Source organism: Sphingopyxis sp. TUF1 (assembly GCF_036687315.1).
Classification (GTDB): domain Bacteria; phylum Pseudomonadota; class Alphaproteobacteria; order Sphingomonadales; family Sphingomonadaceae; genus Sphingopyxis; species Sphingopyxis kveilinensis.
Map to the genome: position 1 here is coordinate 1,149,318 of NZ_CP144683.1, position 21,577 is coordinate 1,170,894.

A 21,577-nucleotide genomic window follows, 5' to 3' on the forward strand; every position below is an offset into this window, starting at 1 on the left:
GCGCGCCAGCAATGGATACTGACCGAACACCGACATCATAGCCCGAAGGCGATTTCGGAGCGCAACCCGAAAACCAGCGCGGAGGCTATCGAGGGGTCAGCAGAGGGATTGAAGATATATTGAATGCTGGGCTGAATGGCGAGCCAGTCCGCCAGCGGTGCTCGATAGGTCATCTCGAGCGCGACTTCGGCGCGGTCGGCGCCGTCCCGGCGCCGAAGCGGGGAACTGGTGAAGGCAGCGGCCACGGCAACGCCGAGCACATCGCCCTCTCTCCCCGATATCCAGTCCGATATGGTGACACCAGCTCCCACGAAGCGCGAGAAATCATTATAGTTTCCGTTCGCGATGCCAATTCGGCCAAAGCCGTCGAGGCGCCCGCCTCCATGGTCCGCCAGCGTAAACTCGGCACGCAGGTAAGTGCCCGAGTTCCCTTTTCCCGTCCCGGTCCCGTCGATCCGGTCGAAGCTCGCCGAATAGCGCCAATGGCCGAGGAGGAACTTGCCGCCCGCGACCGGTGCCTGCACCTCGCCGACGAGCAGCGCTCCCTCTCCCTTGCCGAACCTTATGGCGGTGCGCGACGGGTGATCTGGGTTGCCGGGCACGGCGTCCAGCAAGGCCGCGCGCACGACCCATCCTTCCGCAGGCTCCACCGCAAGTCTTGCGGCAAGCGAAGTAGAGGGAAAGATCGACGGCCCGTTGCGACCGCTTTGCCCGAAGTCGGTTCCGATCCCGTGCCCGCTGCCGACGAAGAGCGACGCGGTATCGAGCACGTCGAATTCTGAATTGAGATCATAAAGCCCCGCACGAAGCGAGATATGGTCCCCGAATTTCTGGTCGAGCCAAGCCTCGTACAGGCGGATCGCCGAAACACCCGCTTCGATGTTGCTCACGCCCTGCGCGTCCCTGACAAGATCACTTATCGAGCGGCCGTTGTTGTACAGACCGTAAAGGCCTGCGGTAGCGCCTTCCCAGCCGAGCAAGGCGTCGAGATCGGCCCCGACGACTATATCGAAATTGTCCATATAGCGCGACCCGCGCCGCGCGCCGCCGCGCGCGTTGACCATGATTTCTCCGGTGTAGGCGATATCGACGGATAGCGGGTCGGCGGGGGCCTTATGTTGTTCCAGCATTTCGACCCGCGGGTGCGGCCGTTCCTCATTGCCGGTTTCGGCGTCCTCGATCGTGGCGAGCGATGCAAGCGAGAGAAGGGCGAGCGAGGCCGACATCAAAGGTTCTCCAATGAGCCGAAGCGCCGTCGCTCGCGTTGCCTGTTCGCGGCAGGACCTTCCATGTGAGTATGACCTGGCGGCTGACAGGGGCGGTGAAAATCATTCGTCATATTGGATCCTCGGAAACGGACAGTGTCGGAGCGAAGGTGCCGGGGGTTCATTTCGGCGACTTGTCGGCGGATTTCGTTCGTCCCCGGACGGGCCGGCCATCACGGCGGTCGCGCCTGATCTCGCCGCCATCGATGAGCAGCGATCCCGCGACGAGTACATATTTCATCCCGGTGCTGGGCCGGGCCGGATGGTCGAAATCCGCATGGACCGCGAGCGAAGCCAGATCGAAGGCGACGATATCAGCGTCCGCGCCCGGCTGGATGCGGCCCTTGCGGCGCATATCCGGGACCGATGGCTCGAGCAGGCGCGCGGGAAGCAGGGTCGCCCGTTCGATCATGTCTCCGAGCGGGAGCGTTCGACGGTCAAGGACATAGTCCGCGATCACCTTGGTGAAGCTCGCGGCGATCCTCGGATGCGCCATGGCCTCGTCCGGAAGCGGCCAGCGCGGTGCGGTCAGGGGCTCGTTACCCACAATATAGGGAATCGCGTCGCTCACGATCAGGGACCCGGGAAAGCGGATCGCCTGTTCGATAAAACCGCGCTGCGTCTCGTCGCGCTCGTCGAGATAATGGATCGCCACGAGCGTAGAGGGAGCCGCCTTGCGCAACCTCTCCAGTTCGGCGCGGTCGCGGACGCGCTCGCCGGTGGCCACGATCGCAATGTCGCCCGGCTCCAGGTCGAGCAACGGCAGATTGTCGGGATCGAGGAAGGGGGTCGAAATGCGCGTCGACCCGGCCCCCCAGGGATAGGCTTCGGTCGTGACATGCAGGCCGCGCGCCTGCGCCCCTGCGATCATGGCCAGAATGCGGGGCGTCTCGCGCAGGGCGGAGCTGTTGACGTGACAGAGGTGCATTCTCGCGCCGGTGGCCGCGGCGACCCCGATCAACTCGGTGGCGCCTTCGATAACGCCGCGCGGTTCGTGCGTATTCTTCGTCCTGAGATGCGTGAAGGTCGGCGCATCCCACCGCGCGGCGATGCGCGAGATTTCGAGATATTCGCTGCGGTTGGTATCGGGATGATGACCCAGCGGAAATCCGACGCCGATGCCGCCCTCTGCCAATCCTTCGGCCACGAGATCGACGACGCGCCGCGACTCCGCCTCCGGAACTATGCTGTCGGCGCGGCTTCCGAGCAGCGACTGGCGCGCGCCGAACCAGGACACCGAGAAGCCGTAATTGATGGGCCATCCCGCCGCCGCCATGCGCTCGTAGCTCGCGCCGACAGGCCAGGCGCCGATTTCCAGTTCAAGTGCCGTGGTCACGCCGTCATGCGCCTGCATCCAGGCGGACGGGATGGTCATGGCGTGGGAATGAACATCGATGAAGCCCGGGGCGACGACGAGACCGGAGGCGTCGATCTGTCGCTTCGCCGCGAGCGGACGACGCGATATGGTGACGATCCGTCCGTCCCTTATTCCGATCGAGCGGATCGCATCGAGCCGGGTTTCGGGGTCGATGACGCGGCCATTGTTGATCGCGACGTCGAACGTCGCTGCTGCCAGCGCGGGCTGGCTTGCCAGACAGAATGCGATCGAGGTGTACAGAAATCTCTTCATCATGCAGCGCCTCCCAAGGCAGGGGATTTCTCGCCAGGGTCCGGGTTCGGTTCGCGGCGGCCGATGACCGATGTCGCGAGGGCGTTGCCAACGACGTTGGTCGCGGTGCGCCCCATGTCGAGAAGCTGGTCGATCGCCATGATCAGCATCAGCCCGGCCTGGGGGAGTCCGAACGGGTCGAGTATGCTCGCAAGCACGACGAGACTCGCGCGCGGCACCGAGGCCATGCCTTTGGAAGCAATCAGAAGCATGAGGGCGAGCAGCATCTGGTCGCCGAACCCCAGCGGCACGCCGCAGGCCTGTGCGATGAAGAGCGCACCCAGCGTCATGTACATCATCGAGCCGTCGAGATTGAATGCATATCCGAGCGGCAGGACGAAGGACGACACGGGCCTCGGAATGCCGAAGCGGTCGAGGGCCGCGAGCGTGCTGGGGAGCGTCGCTTCGGACGAAGCGGTTGCGAAGCCGACGAGAACCGGCTCCCGGATTTCCCGCGCCAGCACCACCGCGCGGCGCCGAAAAATCGCGAAGGCCACGATCGCGAAAAGCAGCCACAATATGGCGAGGCCTGCGTAGAAAAGGGCGGCGAAGCGTCCCACGCCGAAGAGCACTTCGGGGCCGTTCATGGCGACAAGATGCGCCATCGAGGCAAAAGCCGCGAGCGGGGTCAGACGCATCACATAATGGGTCACCTTCATCATCGCGTCGGTGAGGACGTCGAGAGCCGTGAGCAACGGTCCGGCCGAAGACCGCATCGAGCCGAGGGCGACGCCGAGGAAGATCGCGAAGACAACGATCGCGAGCACGTCGTTGCGGGCCATCGCCTCGAAGATCGACTGCGGAACGGCATGAGCGAGAAAGCTCTTGGCGTCGAGCGAGCCGGACGGGACGGGCCCGGCCGATGCCGGGACGTCCAATGCGAGCCCGTCTCCGGGGCGAAACAGGTTACCGAGCAGCAGACCCAGCCCGAGCGAGACCGCCGAAGCGGCGAGAAACCAGGCCATTGCCCGGATTCCGATCCGGCCGACGGCCCCCGCATCGCCGAGCCTCGCGATGCCGGTCACGAGCGTCGCGAAGACAAGCGGGGCGATCACCATTTTCAGGAGCCGCAGAAACGTGTCGGTAACAAGCGAGAGCGCGCCTCCGATCGCGTCGAGGCGCGGCGGGCTGGCCACGAACAGATGGAGGAGCCAGCCAGCCGCGACGCCGAGCAGCATGCCTGCGACGATCAGAAGGGCGAACCGGCGTTGCATGGGCAGTCAGCCCGCGAGCGCCGGTGCTGCGAGGCGCGAAACCGCCGTGGCGCCGGGCTGCAGTCGGGTGGAGACTGGGCCGAGGCCTTTGTGCATCATGACGGGTACCCCTGCTGGCAATGCCGACGCGCGTTCGCTGTCGCGCGCGCTGCGGATTTGGGGATAATGCAGGTCGGAAACGCCCTGACAATTTCGGTATCTTGAAGCAAACATTAAGGTCTGGCTTAATGATCCGCCGGGGCTCTCCGCACGCCGGATTAGCCTCGGCGGAAGATGGTTCACCACCCCCGCCAACGCTCCCAACGGCCTTCGATCCTCCGTCCCCCGGCAGGCGCCAGATGATAGGCGCCGTGCTGGGCGGCGGTGGCGCACGCGTGGTTCGGCAATATGCGGACCATCGAGCCAATCTGGAGGTCGGGTATCACGGCCGTGCTTCCCGGCCGCACGCCGATCACCCCATGCTCCTGGTTCGCCTCGAGCATGACAAGATCGGGCCAGGGCCGCCCATCGATGTCGCACACGATGCCATAATGTTGATCGACGCGCTGCGCCGCCGTGCCGCGGTCGCGTGACATCGCCATCCATCCCGCGTCGACGAGGATGCGGTTCCGGTCGCGCTGGATCGTGTTCACGCTGGCGAGCACCGAAAGGGCGATGTCGTCGACGGCGCACGCTCCGACCCCGGCCATGACAAGATCGAAAAACACGAAGACGCCGGCGCGCACCTCGGTGACGCCGGCGAGTTCCTCGGCAAAGAGCGCCGTCGGCGTGGAGCCGAGACTGACATGATCGACCTGGTGTCCCGCGTCGCGAAGGATGTCGGCCGCGGCGAGGACGGCGTCGCGCTCCTTGCGGGCATAGTGCCGGATTTCGGCAGTGCTGGTGGAGGCATAGCTGCCTCCGGCATGCGTGATGACACCGGCCGGGCGGATTCCGCCGCGCAGCTGCTCGGCGATATGTCGAAGCGCCTCGACATCTCCCGGACAGACCCCGGCGCGATGCCCGTCCGAATCGACTTCGATCAGCGCCGGGATCGGCGTATCTCCGGTACCCGCAACCTGTGAGAGAACCGCCGCCGCTTCTGCATTGTCGACGATCACCTTGAGATCGACGCCGCGCCGCCGCAAGGCCTCGACGCGCGCAACCTTGTTGGGCGTCAGCCCAACCGCATAAAGTATGTCACGAAAGCCTGCCGCAGCCAGCTCTTCGGCTTCCTGCAAGGTCGAAACCGTGACGGGTCCATGCTCGGCGTCGAGCATGCGCCGGATCACCTCGAACGATTTGGCGCTTTTCACATGCGGGCGAAAGCCGACCTCGAGCGACTTCATCCGGTCGCGCATGCGGGCGATATTGCGTTCCATCCGCTCCGGATCGAGCAGCAGGGCCGGGGTCTGCAAATCCTCGAAGGCCATGGTTTCGAAATCATTCGGCACGCGGTCAGTCCTTTTTTGTGTCCCCGCCGCTTTACAAAATGGCGAGCCGCGCGCCATGCTCCAGACCTAATCCCGATATTAAGGCTGGCCTGAATGCTCACCGCAGAGGATCTGCAACTGTTCGCAACGATCGGCGCCTCCCCTTCGCTTGCCGCTGCGGCCCGAAGCCTGGGGGTCACGCCGCCTGCCGTCAGCCAGCGGTTGAAACTGATCGAAGGCCGGCTTGGGCTGCGGCTGGTGGAACGAAGCGGCAAGGGGCTCAGGATGACGAGCGATGGCGAACTCATCGTCGCCCGGTCCGCCGAAATCCTGGGCCAGGTCAGCGAACTCGAGGAAGAACTCGCCGCCCGGCGCGGCGTCGCGAAGGGTAGCCTGCGCATTGTGGCGCCGCTCGGCTTTGGCCGGCGCTTCATTACGCCGCTGGTCGCGGCCTATCATGGTGAACGCCCGGACATGCGCGTCGAACTGCTGCTCTCCGACCGGCCCGGCATCGATCTGAGCACCGCCTGCGACATATTGATCCGGATCGGCGAGCAACGCGACAGCGACGAGATCGCAACCGTGCTCGCGCCGAACCGGCGTATCCTTTGCGCGGCGCCCGCCTATCTGGCCCGCTGCGGTACCCCGACAACGCCGAGCGACCTGCTTGCCCATCGCTGCATCGCGCTTCGGGAGAATGACGAGGATGTCACTTTATGGCGGTTTCGCAGCCGGCAAGACAATGCGGTCAGCGTTCGCGTCCCCGCCGTCCTTTCCAGCAATGACGGCGAGGTCACCAAGGCCTTGGCGCTGGCAGGGCTTGGCGTCACGATAAGGTCGGAATGGGACGTGTCCGAGGATTTCCGGCGCGGCGACCTTATTCCCCTCCTAGAGGACTGGGCGCTCCCCGACGCGAACATAACGGCGCTGCTCGGGCCCAAAGGCGCGAGGTCGGCGCGGGTGAGCGACTTTCTCGGCTTGCTGCGCAAGTCGCTGAAACCGGTCCCCTGGCGATACTGATCAGCGATGTCCCGGCCATCACCGGTCGCGATGCGCGGTCAGAAGAAGGTCGCGATGATGTCCACGACGCGGTCCTCGTCATCCACTTCGTAGAGAAAGCGCCACTTGTCGAAGGTGGTGCAGGGATGCGAGATGCCGAAAGCCAGATGGTCGCCAAATCGCAAATCTGCCGCGGGAGGCAAAGCGAGATGGGCATGTTGATCCGAAAGGCGGTCGACCCGGATTCCCGCATCGCGGGCAGCGTCGAATGCTCGGCCATCCCGCCAGCCCGAGAGCACCACCGGAAGATCGATATCGTGCGAGATATCGCGCTTGCCGATATTCGCAAAGGCCCAGGCTTCTTCAGGCCGCGACTGGACGCTCGCCCAGACTTGGAGCGCATTTTCCAACCGTCCTTCCACCGGAGCCGCGCCCCGGCGTTGCAGCAGCCTCTGGAAGGCGACTTCATAATGATGGGCATCGTGACTAATGTAGCAGCCGCTGCGCAGGACGACGAGCTTGTCGTTGCCAGGATCGATCGCCTGGAGCCGCGATGCCGCCATGTCGAAGAAGCGTGAACCGCCGGCCGAAAGGATGACGGGCGCGCCGGACCGGAACAGGCCCTCCCCGCCGATCCGGACGGAAACCTCCTCGACGAGATCGAACAGGCTCGCGACATGCGGTTCCATCGCTTCGTCGGTGCCGCCAGGCAATACGCCTTCGAAGGTCGCAATACCGGCAAGCGCCACGCCGTCCCGCACCGCGATGTGCCTGGCGAGGTCGAGCGCAGACTCCGGGGATCGGACCCCGGTACGCGCCGAGCCGACGCCGATCTCGAGAAGAAGGGGAATCGGCCGATCGAGGCCGACCTCTGTCGCGGCGGCGGCAAGCAGGTCAGCGCCGGCCGGTGAATCGACGAAGACGGCGACGTCGAAGCCCGGATCCTCGCACAGTTCGATTGCGAGCCAGCGCGCGTCGGCCTCCGACACGATCTGGTTGGCGAAGAGCACACGCGGCACGCCGAAGCGCCGATAGCTGCGCAGATGCGCCATGGTCGCGCACGTAATGCCCCAGGCGCCGCTCCGCAGTTGCCGGTCGAACAATTGCGGTGCCATCGTCGTCTTGCCGTGCGGACAGAGGACCACATCCGGCATCGCGTTGATGAAGCGCGCCATCCACGCGTCATTATTCTCGAGCGCGGAGCGGCGCAGCACCGCAAATGGCGGAACGATATCCTTGTGGAGCTGCCAGCCCTTTGTCCGGGCCTCGCGGAGCGACATTTCCGGCATATCGGCCGGAAAGCCCTTCATTCCGGGGCCAATGATCATATTTTCTATCGAAGCAAGATCGAGCACGACATCCCTCCAGGGTGTAGAAACCAAAGGGAGCGCCGACGTCTGTATGATCGCCGGCGCTCCCCTCAGAAGCGCGATACGGGGAGAGCGCGCGCGCCTAGAAGTCGATCATCGCGCGGGCGCCGATCGTCCGCGGACGCATGACATAGCCGAAGCCGGCATTGTTGTTCGTCAGGCCGCGCCACACATATTTGTCGACGCCCGTGATGTTGTTGGCGAAGATCTCGACCTTCAGATGTTCGCGCTTGAAGCCTGCGCGAAGGTCGATCTTCATATAGCCTCCGGCCTTGGTGAGCGGGCTCTCGGCCAGATCGCCATAGAAGGTGCTGCGATAGATCGAGTCGCCGCGAATGAACGCTTCCCAGTCACCGAGCGGAAAGTCGAACTGCGCACCGAGATTGGCGTTCCACTTGGGCGAGCCCGGAAGGCGATCGCCCTTCACGGCGTTGAGGGTCGGGACGTCGGTCGCGAGTTCCGCATCGACATAGGAAGCGCCCGCGTCGATCCGGAAGTTATCGGCGACGCGGATCGAGGTCTGGACTTCGACCCCCTGCGACTCCGCCGCGCCGGCATTGGCCACGTAGAAATAGGAGGCCGATCCGCACTGGACGCGCGCATTGGTTGGCACGCCGTTCCAGTTGGTCTTGTAGGCCGCGGCGTCGATCGACAGGCCCCCGTTGAAGCGGCGCAGCTTGGCGCCGATTTCATAGGTCTCGGTCGTGTCGGAGGCGATTTCACGCGTCGAGGCGATCGAGATATTGGTGCCGTCGACCGTCCCGTCATTATTGACGTCGCACACCGCGGGAAGCAGGCCCACCGCGGGGCGACCGAGGCGGAAACCCTCCGCCCAGCTCGCATAGAGATGGGTGTTGCTGTCGGGCTTGTAGCTGACGCTCGCCTTGAAGGTCTGGCCCGATTTCGAGATCGAGGTATCCGAGATGTTCGGATTAGTGAGCGAGCGGCCTGCGAACCAGCCGCTCGATTCCGAACGGTTGCTTTTGTCGTAATTATAGGCGCGGCCGCCGACGAGCACCGAGAGGGTGTCGGTGATATTATAGGTCAGCTCGCCGAAGCCCGCGATCTGCTTCTGGGTGCGATAGGTGTCGTAGACGCCGGCGAGGACATTGACCTTGTCGCCCACCGGGCTGAGGGCAGCGCTTCCGGTCGAGAAATAATCCTCGTTGCCGACATCGTCGAGCTTCTCATAATAGACACCGCCGAGGAACTGGAAAGGTCCATCCAGCTTCGAAGCAAGGCGAAGTTCGCCCGTCAGGCCATCATGGTTTGCATATTGGCGGAAGCCATAGGCGCGGCCAGCCTGCCCGCCTTGCGTGCGAAGCGACCAGGAATTGATCTTGGAAAGCGATCCGGTGAGAACGGCCCAGTCCAGGTCGACATTGGCGGTTGCGTTGGCGATCTGCAGCTGGCTGTCGAACACGCCGTCGCCCGGGCGGTTGGCATATTCGGGGCGAACGCTGAATTGGGCGTAAGTGTAGTTTCCGCCGGTCATCGAGTAAGCGAAGCCATCCTGCTCCGCCTTCTGGATCGCGTAGGAGAAGGTAACATCGACCGTGCTGCCGGGCTGGAAGCCGACCGCGATCCGCGCCCCTTCGATCACGGTCGCGCCGCGATCCTTCAGACTGACCGCGCGCGATTGCGCTTCGGCGCCCAGCGTCGCGGCATAAGCCTGGAGCGTGGGGTCGGTGGCGGCATTATTGGCATAATAGCCGCTGTCGTCGATACGATAAGCGACGGCACGCACCGCCATCCGATCCTTGACCAGCGGGATATTGACCACCCCCGAAATCATCGTGTTGGTGCTGCCGCGCTTCGCGGTCTGCGACACGGTGCCCGAAATCGAGCCTTCGAACTGGCCGACATTCGGTGCCTTGGGAATGGTGCGAACGGCGCCGCCGAGCGAGGAGTTGCCGAACGACGTGCCCTGCGGGCCGCGCAGCACTTCGACCCGCTCGATATCGACGAGTTTGAGATCGAGACCAGCGCCGCCAAGCAGGCCTGCCGAGGTCGTCGTGGGTGTTTCGCCGAAATAGGTCGCGACGGTGGTGCCCGCCCCGAAATTCTGGGCCTGCGGCGAGGTTTCGATGCCGCGGATCACGATGGCGTTCTCGACTGCGCTCCGTTCCTGGAAGCTGACGCCCGGAACCCCCGCGAGATAGTCGTCCATCCCTTTTGCGCCGCGATTCTCCAGCGACTCGCCGCTGATCGCCGCCACGCTGATAGGAACATCGAGAATACGTTCGGCGCGCTTCGTCGCGGTAACGACAATTTCGCCCGATTCATCCGACTCTACGGCACCCGCTTCCTTATTCGGCGCCTGCATTGCGAAGGCAGGACTTGCGCATATCGCGAGCGCTATTGTTCCGGCCAGCGATCCATGCAGAAGGATATTTTTCACGTTCATATGGCCCCCTAATTTCGATTTGGGCGCTTCAGCATCGATACAGCTCGTGCCGGATGTTTGCGCGTCATCGGAATGCAACAAAGCAGGGTCCACGACAAATCCGTAATTTTGAAGCGACACTTGCGGCAGAGCAAAGTTTCGCCGCGATCGCCGAGAAGCGAAACGAAGCCGCTCCCGTCAGATTCCCGCGTACCAGGAATAACCGAACTGCGCGGCCAGACTGCCCTTACCGGTCTTGATGCCGGCAAGGCTGTCGACGACGCTGATGCGGTTGAGGAATTTGATGCTTTTGTATCCCAGCTGGCGCTCGACGCGCACACGGACCGGCGCCCCATGCTGGACAGGCAGGTCAGCGCCATTCATGCCATAGGCAAGGAGGGTCTGCGGATGCAGCGCGTCGAACAGGTCGAGGCTTTCGTACCAGCCGTCCACCGCATAGAATACGACATAGCGCGCTTCGGGCCTCATTCCGGCGAGCCGCAGGACGTTCACCAGCGGCACGCCCGTCCACTGGCCTATGGCGGTCCACCCCCGCTCGCAGCTGTGCCCGGTCACCTGCGTGCGGGCAGGCAGCGACCGCAACTCCGCCAGCGAGAGATGGAGGGGCCTCTGTACGAGCCCGTCAATCGGAAGCCTCCATCGGGCGAAACCGTCTGCAAGGTGCCGCAGATAGGTTTCATCCTCCGGCATCGTCGTGCCGATTGCGGGAAAGCCCTTCGAAATCAGCCCGGCGTCGAATTCGCGCGCGAGCGGCTGGTTGCGAAGGATCAGCCGCTGCGCGCTCATGCTGAGCATGTCACTGACGCCGAAAAGACTACCATAGCTGGGCGGCAGATAAGTTTCCTGCCGGCACCCGGCCAGGGATCCGCCTGCCAGAACCGCCAATCCGCTCATGAATCTGCGACGATCGAACATCAGACAGCCTCCTCTTCAGGGACGGTCGGCGCACGACCGGTGATCATCGCACGAATCTGAGCCGAAGCACCGGTGAGGATGACCTGCCAGACATGGACGAGTACGAAAGCGACGAGCAGGGTCGCCGTCAGAAAGTGAATCGTCCGGGCCGACTGCCGCCCGCCGAACATCCAGAACAGCTCCGGAAAGGCGGCCGTCACGCCGGGCGACATGGTCAGCCCCGTAAGCAGCATCACCGGCAGCAGCAGGAAGATCACGATAAGATAAGAGAGCTTCTGCAGAAAATTATAGTCGTGCGCGGGGCCGCCGTGCGGCGCCTTGAAGGTCAGATGCTGCCGCACATCCGCGATGATGTGGCGCCAGTGCCATTGCGCGCGCGTCGGAAAGAGGCGGGTCCGGAAATGACGGCCCAGGAGGCCCGAAAGAAGATAGACGAGCCCGTTGATCACGAAAACCCAAGCGCAGAGAAAATGGACGTTGCGCCCCCAGGTGGTGTGGTCGAAATTGGATTCGATGCCGAACGAAAGCCACGGCGCCTTGCCGGGATAGCCCGTTTCTCCCCAGTGCAGTTCGGGAAAGGCGATCAAAATGCCGATGCCGCTCGCCAACAGTCCGAAAAAGGCCGCCATATTGACCCAGTGCGCGATCCGCACGCCGAGCGCATGACGCAATTCCTCTGCCGCGGGGCTGCCGACATTTTCGGTGCCGGCCACCGAACCGTTCATCGACGCTGAATCCATGGCCTTATGCCGCCAGATTGTAGAGGCGGCGGTTGTTCTTGTAGAGGATCATGCGAGCCGCCTCGAGTGCCTCGTCGATCCCGAGCACCCCCTCGTCGACATAGACGCCGAGCGCCTGCGCCAGATAGCGTTTGCCCCAGCGCGCCGCGAGCCAGAAGAGTTCGGGCACATGATAGGCATCGCTGCCGAAGAGGATTTTCGATACCGGCACCGCTTCCATCACCTGGAGATAGCGCTGGAACAGGCCCTGATGCGCGAAGGGCGTCATGATCGACAGTTCGAAATAGCAGTTGGTGTAGAGATGGCTGAGCCATGCGGCCTGGCCCACCAGCGGATAGCCTGCGTGGATAGGGACGACCTTCGGCATCCGCATCACGCCGTCGCGATCGAAGCGGACCATTTCTTCCAGATTATAGGGATCCTGCTGGCGCAAAATGATGCCCGGCGCCTCGCCGTCGCCGGCGTGGAATTGCATCGGCATGTCGCGCTTGAGACATTCCTCCATCGCAAGTGTGAGGAGGTAGCGCCGCAAATCCTTGCCTTTGTGCGCTTCGGCCTCGCGATCCTCGTAGACGACCGATTTATCCTTGAGCTGTTCCCACGACTTTTTCGCGGGCGCCGGATCGAATAGGGGTTTCACCACGCCGATCTCCGGCATGAGATAGGATTTCATTCCGTAGGAGCGCGCGCCATAATTGCCCGTCCCGTCAAGGCCGGCTCGAACCGCCTCGACGAACCGCCGCTCGAGTTCCTCGAAACCGATGTCCTCCTTGAACAATTGCGTCTGGATGGTTTCGACACGATAGATGCGGCGGCACCGGGTCGGCTGCACCGCCTGCTCGAACCGCGCGACCCCCGGGCCTTGCATATTCTCGATATAGCCCGTGTCGATCATCGCATTCTCGATCCGGGCGTCCTTGAACAGGGCGTTCACATAACCCCAATAGGAACCGCCGCGTTCGTTGCGCGCCGCGATGACCGTCTTGAGATGGGGCTTGCAGCCCAGAAAGCCGGCCATCTCCTTGGTCATATATTTCGCGAAGACGCTCTCGCCGAAATGATAGGTGATTTCCGAGCGGACCTTCTCGATCCCGTAGCGCTGGTCGAGTTCGGCCCGCTTCAGGGGATCCCCGGCGAGCCAGGCCTTGTAGACGCCGTCGGGGAAATAGTCGGGCGCGGGAAAGCCCGGGAGCGATATGCGCTCGAGAAAGCGGTCGACGGTCGTTGTCGCGTCACGGTCGCTGATCGGGTGGCAGTGTGAATCGTCGACCGGCATCGTCGCGATTTCCTCATGGAGCGTCGCCGCCTGCTTTCGCGCGCCGGGCGACGGCGTAGCGGCGTAGGCAGCCCCGCCTGCAAGCAGGCTCCCCGTACCGGCCACGCCCATCGTCTTCAAAATATCGCGCCGATCGACCATATCGCTCCCCTTCCCTCTTGTTTCTACCCACCCGGGACAATCGCGCCGCGGTTCAGAAGGACCGGCCTTCCAACCATGGCGCTTCGATCTACTGACGTTCGAAGCGCTGTTCGCGCAGGACGAGGCCCCGCTTGCCGCGAACGGCGTCGAAGCGCACCGGTATCGGTTCGTTGCGCGGTCCGCGCCATGCGAGGCTGCCCCCGGTTTCGCTTTCGAGGGTGACGACGCCGACGCGCTGCGCGCCCTGGCTCGCCAATAATGTTCCCCCGGGGCCCGGCACGATGTCGATGTCGCCATAAGCGGGATGCCGGTAACGGCCGACCAGGATTTTGAGTTTCGACGGCGCGAGAGCGGGCGTGATGCGCGGCACCGGGGCTCGCGGCGGTTGCCGGGCAGCGATCGCCTGCCCGATCCAGTCGATCGGCGGCCAATCGCCGCCTCCCGCCTTCAGACGCTTGTCGACAAGCGTGTGACCCAGCGCCTTAGCGAAGCCCGACGCTCCATCCTCCACATTGGTCATGATTGCGAAGGCGAAGTGCAACTCGGGGATGATGACGATCATGCTCTGATAATTCATCGAGGCGCCGCGGTGCATGACGAGCGTATGGCCCCGATAGCGGGTGAGTTCCCAGCCAAGAGCATAGGCCTGCGGCTCGAACTCCCATGTCCGTGCCGCGAGCGCCGGATTGACCGGAACAGGTTGCGGCGAGAAGGGCCGGCTCATTGCGATGCGCGGCGTGACGAGATCGGTCATTCGCGCCGGCGACAGCAGGCGGTTGCCGTCGAGGACACCGCCGCTCACATAGAAGCGGAGATAGCGATCGATATCGGCAGCCGACGCGAAAACGCCGCCGGCGGGCTCGGTCACCGATGCCCGCCAGTGATCGAGCACCAGCTGACCGTCGCGGTAGATATAGGGTAGCGCGACATTTATTCCCGGCTGCACGGCGCCAAGGCCGGGCGGCGCGAAATCGGGCTCGCATTCGTGGCAGACGGCATAAGTGCCGGGCCGGACGATCTGCTCGAGATCGGCGCGAGCATCGCGCATGCCTAGAGGATCCAGCAATTCGTTGCGAATAAAAGCCCGCCAGCCGCCGCGCCCTTCCGAGGCCGCGACGCCGGCGACCGAAAACATGAAATTGTCATATTTGAAGCGGGTCCGAAACCCGTCTTCCTGGGGCACGTAGCGCAAGCGCGCGATTGCCTGCTTCAGACTGACGCCGTCGACATCCTCGAGCCAGTCATTCGCTTCGATATCGGTCCGATGGCTGAGCGCGTCCTCGAAAGTGAGGCTCTGCGTGACCCAGGGGTCGGCCAGGCGAAACCAGGGCAGATGCGGCCGGATCGGATCGGTCCAGCGCAGCTCGCCGCGGTCCACGCGCCGCGCGATCGCGGTCGCCGTCATTGCCTTGGTCAGCGAGTTCATCCGGAAGAGCGTGTGCGCATCGACGGGCTCGCGGGTCTCGATCGATCGAAAGCCGAGAGGCAGGATACAGCGGGAAGGTTCACCGCGAGCATCATCGCCGTCGACGACGACCAGTGCGAGGCCCGGCACAGGCCATCGCTTCATCGCGTCCGATACGATGGTTTCATAGGAGGCGTCGCAACGCGGCGGCTCGGCGTCTTGCGCTGCGGATACGGCTGCGGCGCCGGAGCCCGGCGAAAGCAGAAGCAGCGAAACGAGCGATATCAGCGCCGCTTTCGCGGCTCGCCGCGGAGAATGACGGTCAGCCGGCATGGCGTTTTCTTGCAACGAGCGTCGAGCGGCCGTCATGCAGCAGGATTTCGGCCGGGTGGCCGTCCGCATCGAGGATGAACTCGAGCGTCAGCCCGCCGTCGAGATCGCAGTCATATCCTTCGCAGTGAAAGATCGTCGGCGTCGACGGCTGCAAGGGGAGGCCGAGCAGGGCCACGCCCTCGGGACGGCGTTCGACCGTCAGCGTCTCGCGGTCCAGAAGCCCCCCGAGGGCGCGGTTAGCCGGGGAGAAGGTGCGATCGACGATCGCATAGTCGCCGGCATAGTCATCGAGCGTCGACGCCGGGACGAGCGAGGGCGAAACCACGACCTCCTTGTAGAAGGGCCAGTCGAAAGCGTCCGATACCGCGCGCCGCAGTTCGACATAAAGCTCGCGCCCCATCGGGGCGTTGGTAAAGATGACGAGGCCGTTTCCGGTGGCGAGATGCCCCTCCATCCAGGCCTTGTAGGAATCGTTGGAGCCGCTGTGCATGAAGCGGCGGGTGTCGCCCGCGCCGCTCATCATCGGCCCGAGTCCAAAGCGGCTCACACCCACCTCGGTCATCATGTCTTTTGCGATTGGTGAAGGAAGATAGGCGCCGGTCCGGCGATAGCTTTCCATCAGCGCAACCAGCATGCGGGCATAATCCGACGGCGTCGTCCAGAGGCCCGAGGCGGCCGTTTCCGGAAAGCTCTGCCATCCGCGCGGCAGGGCGGTGAGCGCGCCGGCACGATCGTGCGCGAGCGCGATATTGCCATAGGTTTCGGGCAACGGGCTCTGGTAGGTGCTTCGGCTCATGCCCAGCGGTTCGAACAGCCGTTCGCGCGCGACATCGGCGAAGGGTCGTCCGGTCACATCCTCGATCGCCATCTGGATGACGCTGGTGCCGCCGCCCGAATAATACCAGCGGCTGCCGGGAACGTAAAAAGGCAGGACGGGGCCGGTGACGGCGGGGAATCGACCCGCCAGGCTATCCTCGAGTGTCGGCACTTTCGCGTCGGGCTCGAAATCAGGAAAGCCGCTGACCGAGAGCCCACCGCTGTGCGACATCAGCCCGCGCAGGGTGACCGGATGGCCGGCCGTCAGGGGCGTCGCGGGGACCTTCCAGCGCGAAAGATAAAGATTGATGTCGGAATTGAGATCGAGCCGCTTGTCATTCGCCAGCGCGAGCACGAGTGTGGCGGTTCCGACCTTGCTCAGCGAGCCGACCGAGAAGACCGTGTCGGCATCCACCGCTCCAGCCCTGCCGCGTCCTTTGACGCCATAGCCCTTGGCGAAAACGATGCGTCCGTTCTCGATAATCGCGATGGAAACACCCGGAACATGATAATGCGCCATTCGCTCCGCGAGCGTCCAGCGCTGCGCCGGTTCGTCCGCCCGCCGCAGGGCGGGGCGCAACCCGTTCTCGAAGCGTTTCACCTTCGCGGCGAGCCGGCCATCTTCGCCGCGCGCCAGCGCCGGGCCAGCCGAACCTGCGAGCAGGGCTATTGCGGCGGCGCCACGAACCAGCCAACCGAATGTCTGACTTGAAATACCCAAGAGATGCGACCTCCCACTTGACGCCCGCACGCCCGGCGCCCAGAATCCCGACGATTCCTCTGCCCCTCTCGCCGTGCGCTGCGATGTCAGCCTAACGGGCCGAAGGCGGTGCTGACAAATCAACATTTTGAAATCGTCCCATCGAAGGCTTGAAAGCATCCATGAAAATAAATTTCGACATGGACCTGCTGCGGACGTTGATCGCGTTCGCCGACACCGGCAGCTTCAAAGGCGCATCGCAGCTCATCTCGCGAACGCAACCGACGGTCAGCACGCAGATGAAGCGCCTCGAGGAGATCGTGGGAGTCGAACTGTTCGTGAAGCGCGGAAGGGATCTCGCCTTCACCGAGAAAGGCAGCCGCTTTGCGCTTCAGGCCCGGCAGATCCTGGCGCTCCATGACAAGGTCGTCGACGAATGGCACGAGAAGCAGATCAGCGGCAAGGTGCGGCTCGGCATTCCGGACGACTATGCTCCCGTCATTCTGCCCAACGTCCTCCAGAATTTCGCAACCAAATATGAATCGGTCTCGCTGGATATCTCGACGAACACGTCGCCGATATTGCTGCGCATGCTGGCTGACGGGCAGATCGATATCGCCGTCGTCGCGACGACATCGCCCCTCGAGGACGATGTCGTCCTGCGGCGCGAAGAGATCGTCTGGGTGACGTCGGCGAACCACGAAGCGCACAAGCAATTGCCGCTACCGCTTGCGCTCTTCTCCGACGAGTCCCCGATCTATCGCGCGACGCTCGCGGCGCTGCAGCGCTTCCCCGATCGCGGCGATGAAAGTCCGCTCGGTTTTCGGGTGGGCGTGACGAGCAAGAGCTGCGTGGTGCTGACGACCGTCGCACGGCATGGCTATGCCGTGGCGACGATGGCGCGCAGCGTCGTGCCCGAAGATTTGCGGATCCTGACCGAAGCCGACGGATTTCCGCAGCTCGGACAGATCGCGCTGGTCCTGCGCGGCACGCCCGACAGCCAGTCGATCGCGACGTCGCATCTGGCCCAGGAAATTCTCGACGTCTTCAAGGCCAAGCCCCCGACCGGATAGCCGCCGGATAGCCGGCTAGCGGCCGAGAGCCCTGACCGGCGCCCCGGGCGACCGCGTCAGGCCGCGTAATGGGTCTGGACGAAGCCGGGCGATTTCACGCCCGAGCCGGAGAGAAGGATCACAGTGTTTTCGCCCGCGCCTATTTCGCCGGTTTGGATCAGCGAGCGGAACGCGGCATGCGCAACGGCCGAGGTCGGTTCGACGAAAAGACCCATTTCGGCGAGCCCGAACAAGGCCGAGGCGATTTCCTCTTCGGAGACCGTGATCATCCGGCCGTCCGAGCGCCGCACCGCCTCCAGCACCTGGCGGAGGCGAACGGGATAGCGGATCGACGCGCCTTCGGCGATCGTCGGAGCGACTTCCACATCGACCGCCTCGAAACCGCCCGTGCGGAAAGTGGCCGCGATCGGCGCGCAATGGGCCGGCTGGGCGCCGAAAAGGCGGGGCAAGCGATCGATCTGGCCGGCCGCGAGAAGCTCGGAAAATCCGATGTCGCAGCCCAGAACATTGCTGCCGGCGCCGGTGGTGATGATGATATTGTCGGGCGCGCGGAAGCCCAGATCCTCCCAGATCTCATAGGCCGTCATCTTCGTGCCCTGCAGAAAAAAGGGGTGCCAATTGTGGCTGGCGTAGAAAATCTCCTCGGCCTGCCGCAGAGCCTCGCGCTCGGTCGCGTCGCGGGGCCCCGGTATGAGCTGAACATCGGCGCCGAAAACACGCATTTGGGCGATCTTCGCGGGTGACGCGCTCTCGGGGGCGAGGATGCGGACGCGCATGCCCGCGGCCACGCCATAGGCGGCGATCGCCGCCCCCCCATTGCCCGAACTGTCTTCGAGAATCGCCGGTATTCCGAGCTGTTTGAGGAACGAGACCATGACGGCGGCGCCCTTGTCCTTGAAGCTGCACGTCGGCGAGAACCATTCGAGCTTGAACATTGCGTTCCTGCCGGCGACCGTCCGCTCGACCATCGGCGTGCAGCCTTCCCCGAGCGACACGGGGTCGGGGATGGCGACCGGCAGGGCTGCGACGTAGCGCCAGAGCGACCGCGACGCCGGGTCGATGTCGTCGCGCGAGATGCCCGGCAGCGGCTCGATCATCAACGGCGAGCCGCTCTCCGCACGCCACCTGGGCTCGGCCATATCGAACGTCTGGCCATTGGTAGGGTCGATAAATTGCGCTTTATTCAGTGTCATATCCTGCCCCGGTCGCAGCTCTCGAGCCGCATTTGCGATCTGTTGAAGTCGCCGCTCTGTCGCGATCGGGAGGATCATTCAAATCAGTAATCTCGAAGCCAGACATTGAAACTTATCAATTGTCGGACGGCAAGCGCCGCCTATCATGATCGGAGCTTGGCTAAGCATGGCAGGCAGGGGGCGCGCATCGTGACGAAGACAAAATCCGGGCGGATCGGCGCCGCGATATTCGCAGCCGCGCTTGCGGTCGGAGCGGCGCATGGCGTGGCGGCCCGTTCCCCGTCGGCAGGTTCGCTCAGCGTCCAACCCGCGCTCCTTGCAATCGAGGACGGCTCGCTCGTCGCGATCCGGAGCGGCCGGTTCACAGTGTCAGAGAAGCGCGCGAAACGCGGCGGCCGAGTCATCGATCTTCCTTTCGTTCAAATCCCCTCGGCGAGCCGGGATCCGGCCCGGCCGGTCATTTTCCTGCTCGCCGGCGGCCCGGGCAGTTCGTGGATCGACTTTTTCAACGGGCCGAAGGGGCGCGAGCAGGTGCTCTTCTATCGCCAGTTCGCCGACGTCGTCCTGTTCGACCAGAGAGGCGCGATCCACGCCTCCCCGATGCTCGACTGTCCCGCAAGCGTCAAATTCCCGAACGACAGGCTGCTCGGCGAAGCGGAATATAGCGACGCGATGCGCAAGGTCGCCTCAGCCTGCCGAAAAGGCTGGACCGACGCCGGCGTCGACCTGCGATCCTATGAGACGATCGCCAATGCGGCCGATGTCGACGCCCTCCGCCGCGCGCTCGGTTATCGCAAGATCAGCCTCGTCGCCGGTAGTTACGGATCTCATCTCGCGGTCGCGCTGATGCGTTATCACCCCGAGGCGATCGAGCGCGCGATCATCTGGGGCATGGAAGGCCCGGACGATACCTATGATATCCCCGACGGAATTCTTGCGAGCCTCCGGACGCAGGCCGCGGCCGCCGAGGCCGACGCCGGGCTGCGATCGCGGCTGCCGCCGGGGGGATTGATCGCGGCGCTCGGCACCGTGATGGGGCGGCTTCGCGAACGTCCCGTCGAGGTGACCACAGGGACTGGCGCTGAACCGGTCAAGATTCTCCTCGGACCGCTCGATCTCCAGCGCGCGATGACGACGCTTGCCGATCGCAACGGTAAATGGCCGGCCTTCGTGACCGCGCTGTACGAGGGCGATTACCGGCCGCTCGCCGAAATTACGCTGCGCCAGCGCGATATCCGGCTCAGTCGCAGCGTTCTTTATGCCATGGATTGTGCTTCGGGCCTGTCCGAAACGCGGCGGCAGCTTATCCGGGACAGCAAGGCCGCGGCTCTGCTCGGCGACATTAACCTCCCCTATTTCGCGACATGCGATATCTGGGACAGCCCCGATCTGGGGGAGACTTTTCGCTCCCGCCTCGACACCCGCATACCGATCCTTCTTTTTCACGGTGACTGGGACGTATCGACCCCGCTTGCGAACAGCCGCGACGCCATCAAGGGCTTTGCGAATGGCAAGTTCGCTGTCGTGCATGGCGGTACCCATGGGGTCTGGGAGGAATTGTTCGAACATTGGGCACCGATACGTCCCACCGTGCGCGCGTTCATGCTCGGGCAGAATCCTGACCTGCCGACAGACATCGATCTGCCGCCTGTGACCTATCAGCTACCGGGAAAATGACGCCGACATGACGAAACCGATCCAGATTAGCGAAGAAGAGATCATCGCCCTTGTCGAGCCCGCCGCGATGCATGGCGTCATGGAGGATGTGTTCAAAGCGATGGCATCGGGCCATGCACGCAACTTCCCGGTCATCCGCGAGCAACTGGACATCCCGGCGCCGATCTTCGGGTTCAAATCGGGATATGACACCAGCGATTCCATTCTCGGGCTGAAGGCCGGTGGCTATTGGCCGACCAACAGCGAGCGCGGCCTTGCCAATCACCAGTCGACGGTCATCCTGTTCGATGCGGACAGCGGACGGCTCCGGGCGCTCGTCGCGGGCAACCGGCTCACCGCCCTTCGCACCGCTGCCGCGAGCGCGGTCTCGATCGCCCGTCTCGCGCGCAACGATGCCGCAACGCTGTCGATCCTCGGTGCGGGGGGACAAGCCCCCTTCCAGATCCGGGCGGCGCTGGCGCAGCGCGCCTTCACCAGGGTCCTGATCGCAAACCGCTCCCGCCGGCGCGCGGAAGATCTTGCCGCGAGCCTTGCCGACCTCGACGTCGAAATTCGGGTTACCGATGTCGAGGTCGCAGCAAGCGCCGCCGATGTCCTCATCACCATTACCAGCAGCTTCGAGAGCCAGATCCACGCGGGCTGGATACGTCCCGGAACCCACATAGCCGCCATGGGCACCGATACGAGAGGCAAGCGCGAGCTGCCGTCCGAGCTGGTCGCGGGTGCGCAGCTGTTCACCGACGAGGTCGCGCAGGCCATCACGATCGGCGAGTGCCAGCACGCATATGCGACCGGGGACATCTCGCAGGAGCAGATCACGCCGCTCGGCGATGTCATCCTTGGCCGACATGCCGGCCGGCCGTCGGAGGATGCGATCACCCTGTTCGACGGGACGGGGGTGGGACTACAGGACCTCTTCGCCGCCGACTATGCCCTGAAATGCGCTGAACGCCTCGTGCCCTGATGCGGGCG

Annotated in this window: 16 protein-coding genes; 4 read left to right on the forward strand and 12 right to left on the reverse strand. The window is 64.0% G+C overall.

What is annotated here, in order from left to right; translation table 11 throughout:
* Nucleotides 1-35: 35 nt before the first annotated feature.
* From VSX77_RS05485 to VSX77_RS05500, 4 genes are all read right to left on the reverse strand, one after another.
* A complete protein-coding gene (locus VSX77_RS05485; RefSeq protein ID WP_338426646.1) occupies nucleotides 36-1,226 on the reverse strand; it encodes a carbohydrate porin in 1,191 nt (396 codons plus the stop codon).
* Nucleotides 1,227-1,386: 160 nt separating this feature from the next.
* Nucleotides 1,387-2,898, reverse strand: coding sequence for an amidohydrolase family protein (locus tag VSX77_RS05490; RefSeq protein ID WP_338426647.1), 1,512 nt, complete (start codon nucleotides 2,896-2,898; stop codon nucleotides 1,387-1,389).
* The gene (locus tag VSX77_RS05495) at nucleotides 2,895-4,148 is read right to left on the reverse strand and encodes a dicarboxylate/amino acid:cation symporter (protein ID WP_422397289.1); all 1,254 of its coding nucleotides are present in this window, start codon (nucleotides 4,146-4,148) and stop codon (nucleotides 2,895-2,897) included. Before VSX77_RS05495 ends, VSX77_RS05490 begins: the two co-directional genes overlap by 4 nt.
* Nucleotides 4,149-4,426: 278 nt before the next feature.
* Nucleotides 4,427-5,581 carry an alanine racemase gene (locus VSX77_RS05500; RefSeq protein WP_338426649.1) on the reverse strand — a complete coding sequence of 385 codons (1,155 nt, stop codon included), beginning with the start codon at nucleotides 5,579-5,581 and terminating at the stop codon, nucleotides 4,427-4,429.
* Nucleotides 5,582-5,674: 93 nt separating this feature from the next.
* On the opposite strand from VSX77_RS05500, the gene VSX77_RS05505 reads away from it, so the two are divergent.
* Nucleotides 5,675-6,580, forward strand: a complete 906-nt coding sequence (locus tag VSX77_RS05505) for a LysR family transcriptional regulator (protein WP_338426650.1) — start codon at nucleotides 5,675-5,677, stop codon at nucleotides 6,578-6,580.
* A gap of 38 nt (nucleotides 6,581-6,618) precedes the next feature.
* Here the strand turns inward: VSX77_RS05505 and VSX77_RS05510 are convergent, their stop codons facing one another.
* The 7 genes from VSX77_RS05510 to VSX77_RS05540 form a co-directional block, all read right to left on the reverse strand.
* Nucleotides 6,619-7,887, reverse strand: a complete 1,269-nt coding sequence (locus VSX77_RS05510) for an alanine racemase (RefSeq protein ID WP_422397290.1) — start codon at nucleotides 7,885-7,887, stop codon at nucleotides 6,619-6,621.
* A 124-nt stretch (nucleotides 7,888-8,011) separates the two neighbouring features.
* The gene (locus tag VSX77_RS05515) at nucleotides 8,012-10,336 is read right to left on the reverse strand and encodes a TonB-dependent receptor (RefSeq protein WP_338426652.1); all 2,325 of its coding nucleotides are present in this window, start codon (nucleotides 10,334-10,336) and stop codon (nucleotides 8,012-8,014) included.
* Nucleotides 10,337-10,513: 177 nt separating this feature from the next.
* Entirely contained in the window at nucleotides 10,514-11,251 is a 738-nt protein-coding gene (locus tag VSX77_RS05520) for a molybdopterin-dependent oxidoreductase (protein ID WP_338426653.1), read from the reverse strand.
* Nucleotides 11,251-11,976, reverse strand: coding sequence for a cytochrome b/b6 domain-containing protein (locus VSX77_RS05525; RefSeq protein ID WP_338426654.1), 726 nt, complete (start codon nucleotides 11,974-11,976; stop codon nucleotides 11,251-11,253). Before VSX77_RS05525 ends, VSX77_RS05520 begins: the two co-directional genes overlap by 1 nt.
* 19 nt (nucleotides 11,977-11,995) lie before the next feature.
* Nucleotides 11,996-13,408 (reverse strand): amidohydrolase family protein, encoded by a 1,413-nt coding sequence (locus tag VSX77_RS05530; protein WP_338426655.1) that lies wholly within the window; start codon nucleotides 13,406-13,408, stop codon nucleotides 11,996-11,998.
* An 88-nt stretch (nucleotides 13,409-13,496) separates the two neighbouring features.
* Entirely contained in the window at nucleotides 13,497-15,215 is a 1,719-nt protein-coding gene (locus tag VSX77_RS05535; protein WP_422397291.1) for a serine hydrolase, read from the reverse strand.
* Nucleotides 15,136-16,683: a serine hydrolase domain-containing protein gene (locus tag VSX77_RS05540; RefSeq protein ID WP_338426657.1), complete on the reverse strand. Its 1,548-nt coding sequence runs from the start codon at nucleotides 16,681-16,683 to the stop codon at nucleotides 15,136-15,138. Before VSX77_RS05540 ends, VSX77_RS05535 begins: the two co-directional genes overlap by 80 nt.
* Before the next feature lie 161 nt (nucleotides 16,684-16,844).
* Here VSX77_RS05540 and VSX77_RS05545 point away from each other — a divergent pair, with 161 nt between their 5' ends.
* Nucleotides 16,845-17,735 (forward strand): LysR substrate-binding domain-containing protein, encoded by an 891-nt coding sequence (locus VSX77_RS05545; RefSeq protein ID WP_338426658.1) that lies wholly within the window; start codon nucleotides 16,845-16,847, stop codon nucleotides 17,733-17,735.
* Between the two features lie 56 nt (nucleotides 17,736-17,791).
* On the opposite strand, the gene VSX77_RS05550 is transcribed toward VSX77_RS05545, so the two are convergent.
* Nucleotides 17,792-18,928: a threonine synthase gene (locus tag VSX77_RS05550; protein WP_338426659.1), complete on the reverse strand. Its 1,137-nt coding sequence runs from the start codon at nucleotides 18,926-18,928 to the stop codon at nucleotides 17,792-17,794.
* A gap of 189 nt (nucleotides 18,929-19,117) precedes the next feature.
* Between VSX77_RS05550 and VSX77_RS05555 the strand changes: the two genes are divergently transcribed.
* Together VSX77_RS05555 and VSX77_RS05560 are read left to right on the forward strand one after the other, a co-directional pair.
* Nucleotides 19,118-20,605, forward strand: coding sequence for an alpha/beta hydrolase (locus VSX77_RS05555; RefSeq protein ID WP_338426660.1), 1,488 nt, complete (start codon nucleotides 19,118-19,120; stop codon nucleotides 20,603-20,605).
* 7 nt (nucleotides 20,606-20,612) lie between these two features.
* Nucleotides 20,613-21,569 carry an ornithine cyclodeaminase family protein gene (locus VSX77_RS05560; protein ID WP_338426661.1) on the forward strand — a complete coding sequence of 319 codons (957 nt, stop codon included), beginning with the start codon at nucleotides 20,613-20,615 and terminating at the stop codon, nucleotides 21,567-21,569.
* Nucleotides 21,570-21,577 lie beyond the last annotated feature (8 nt).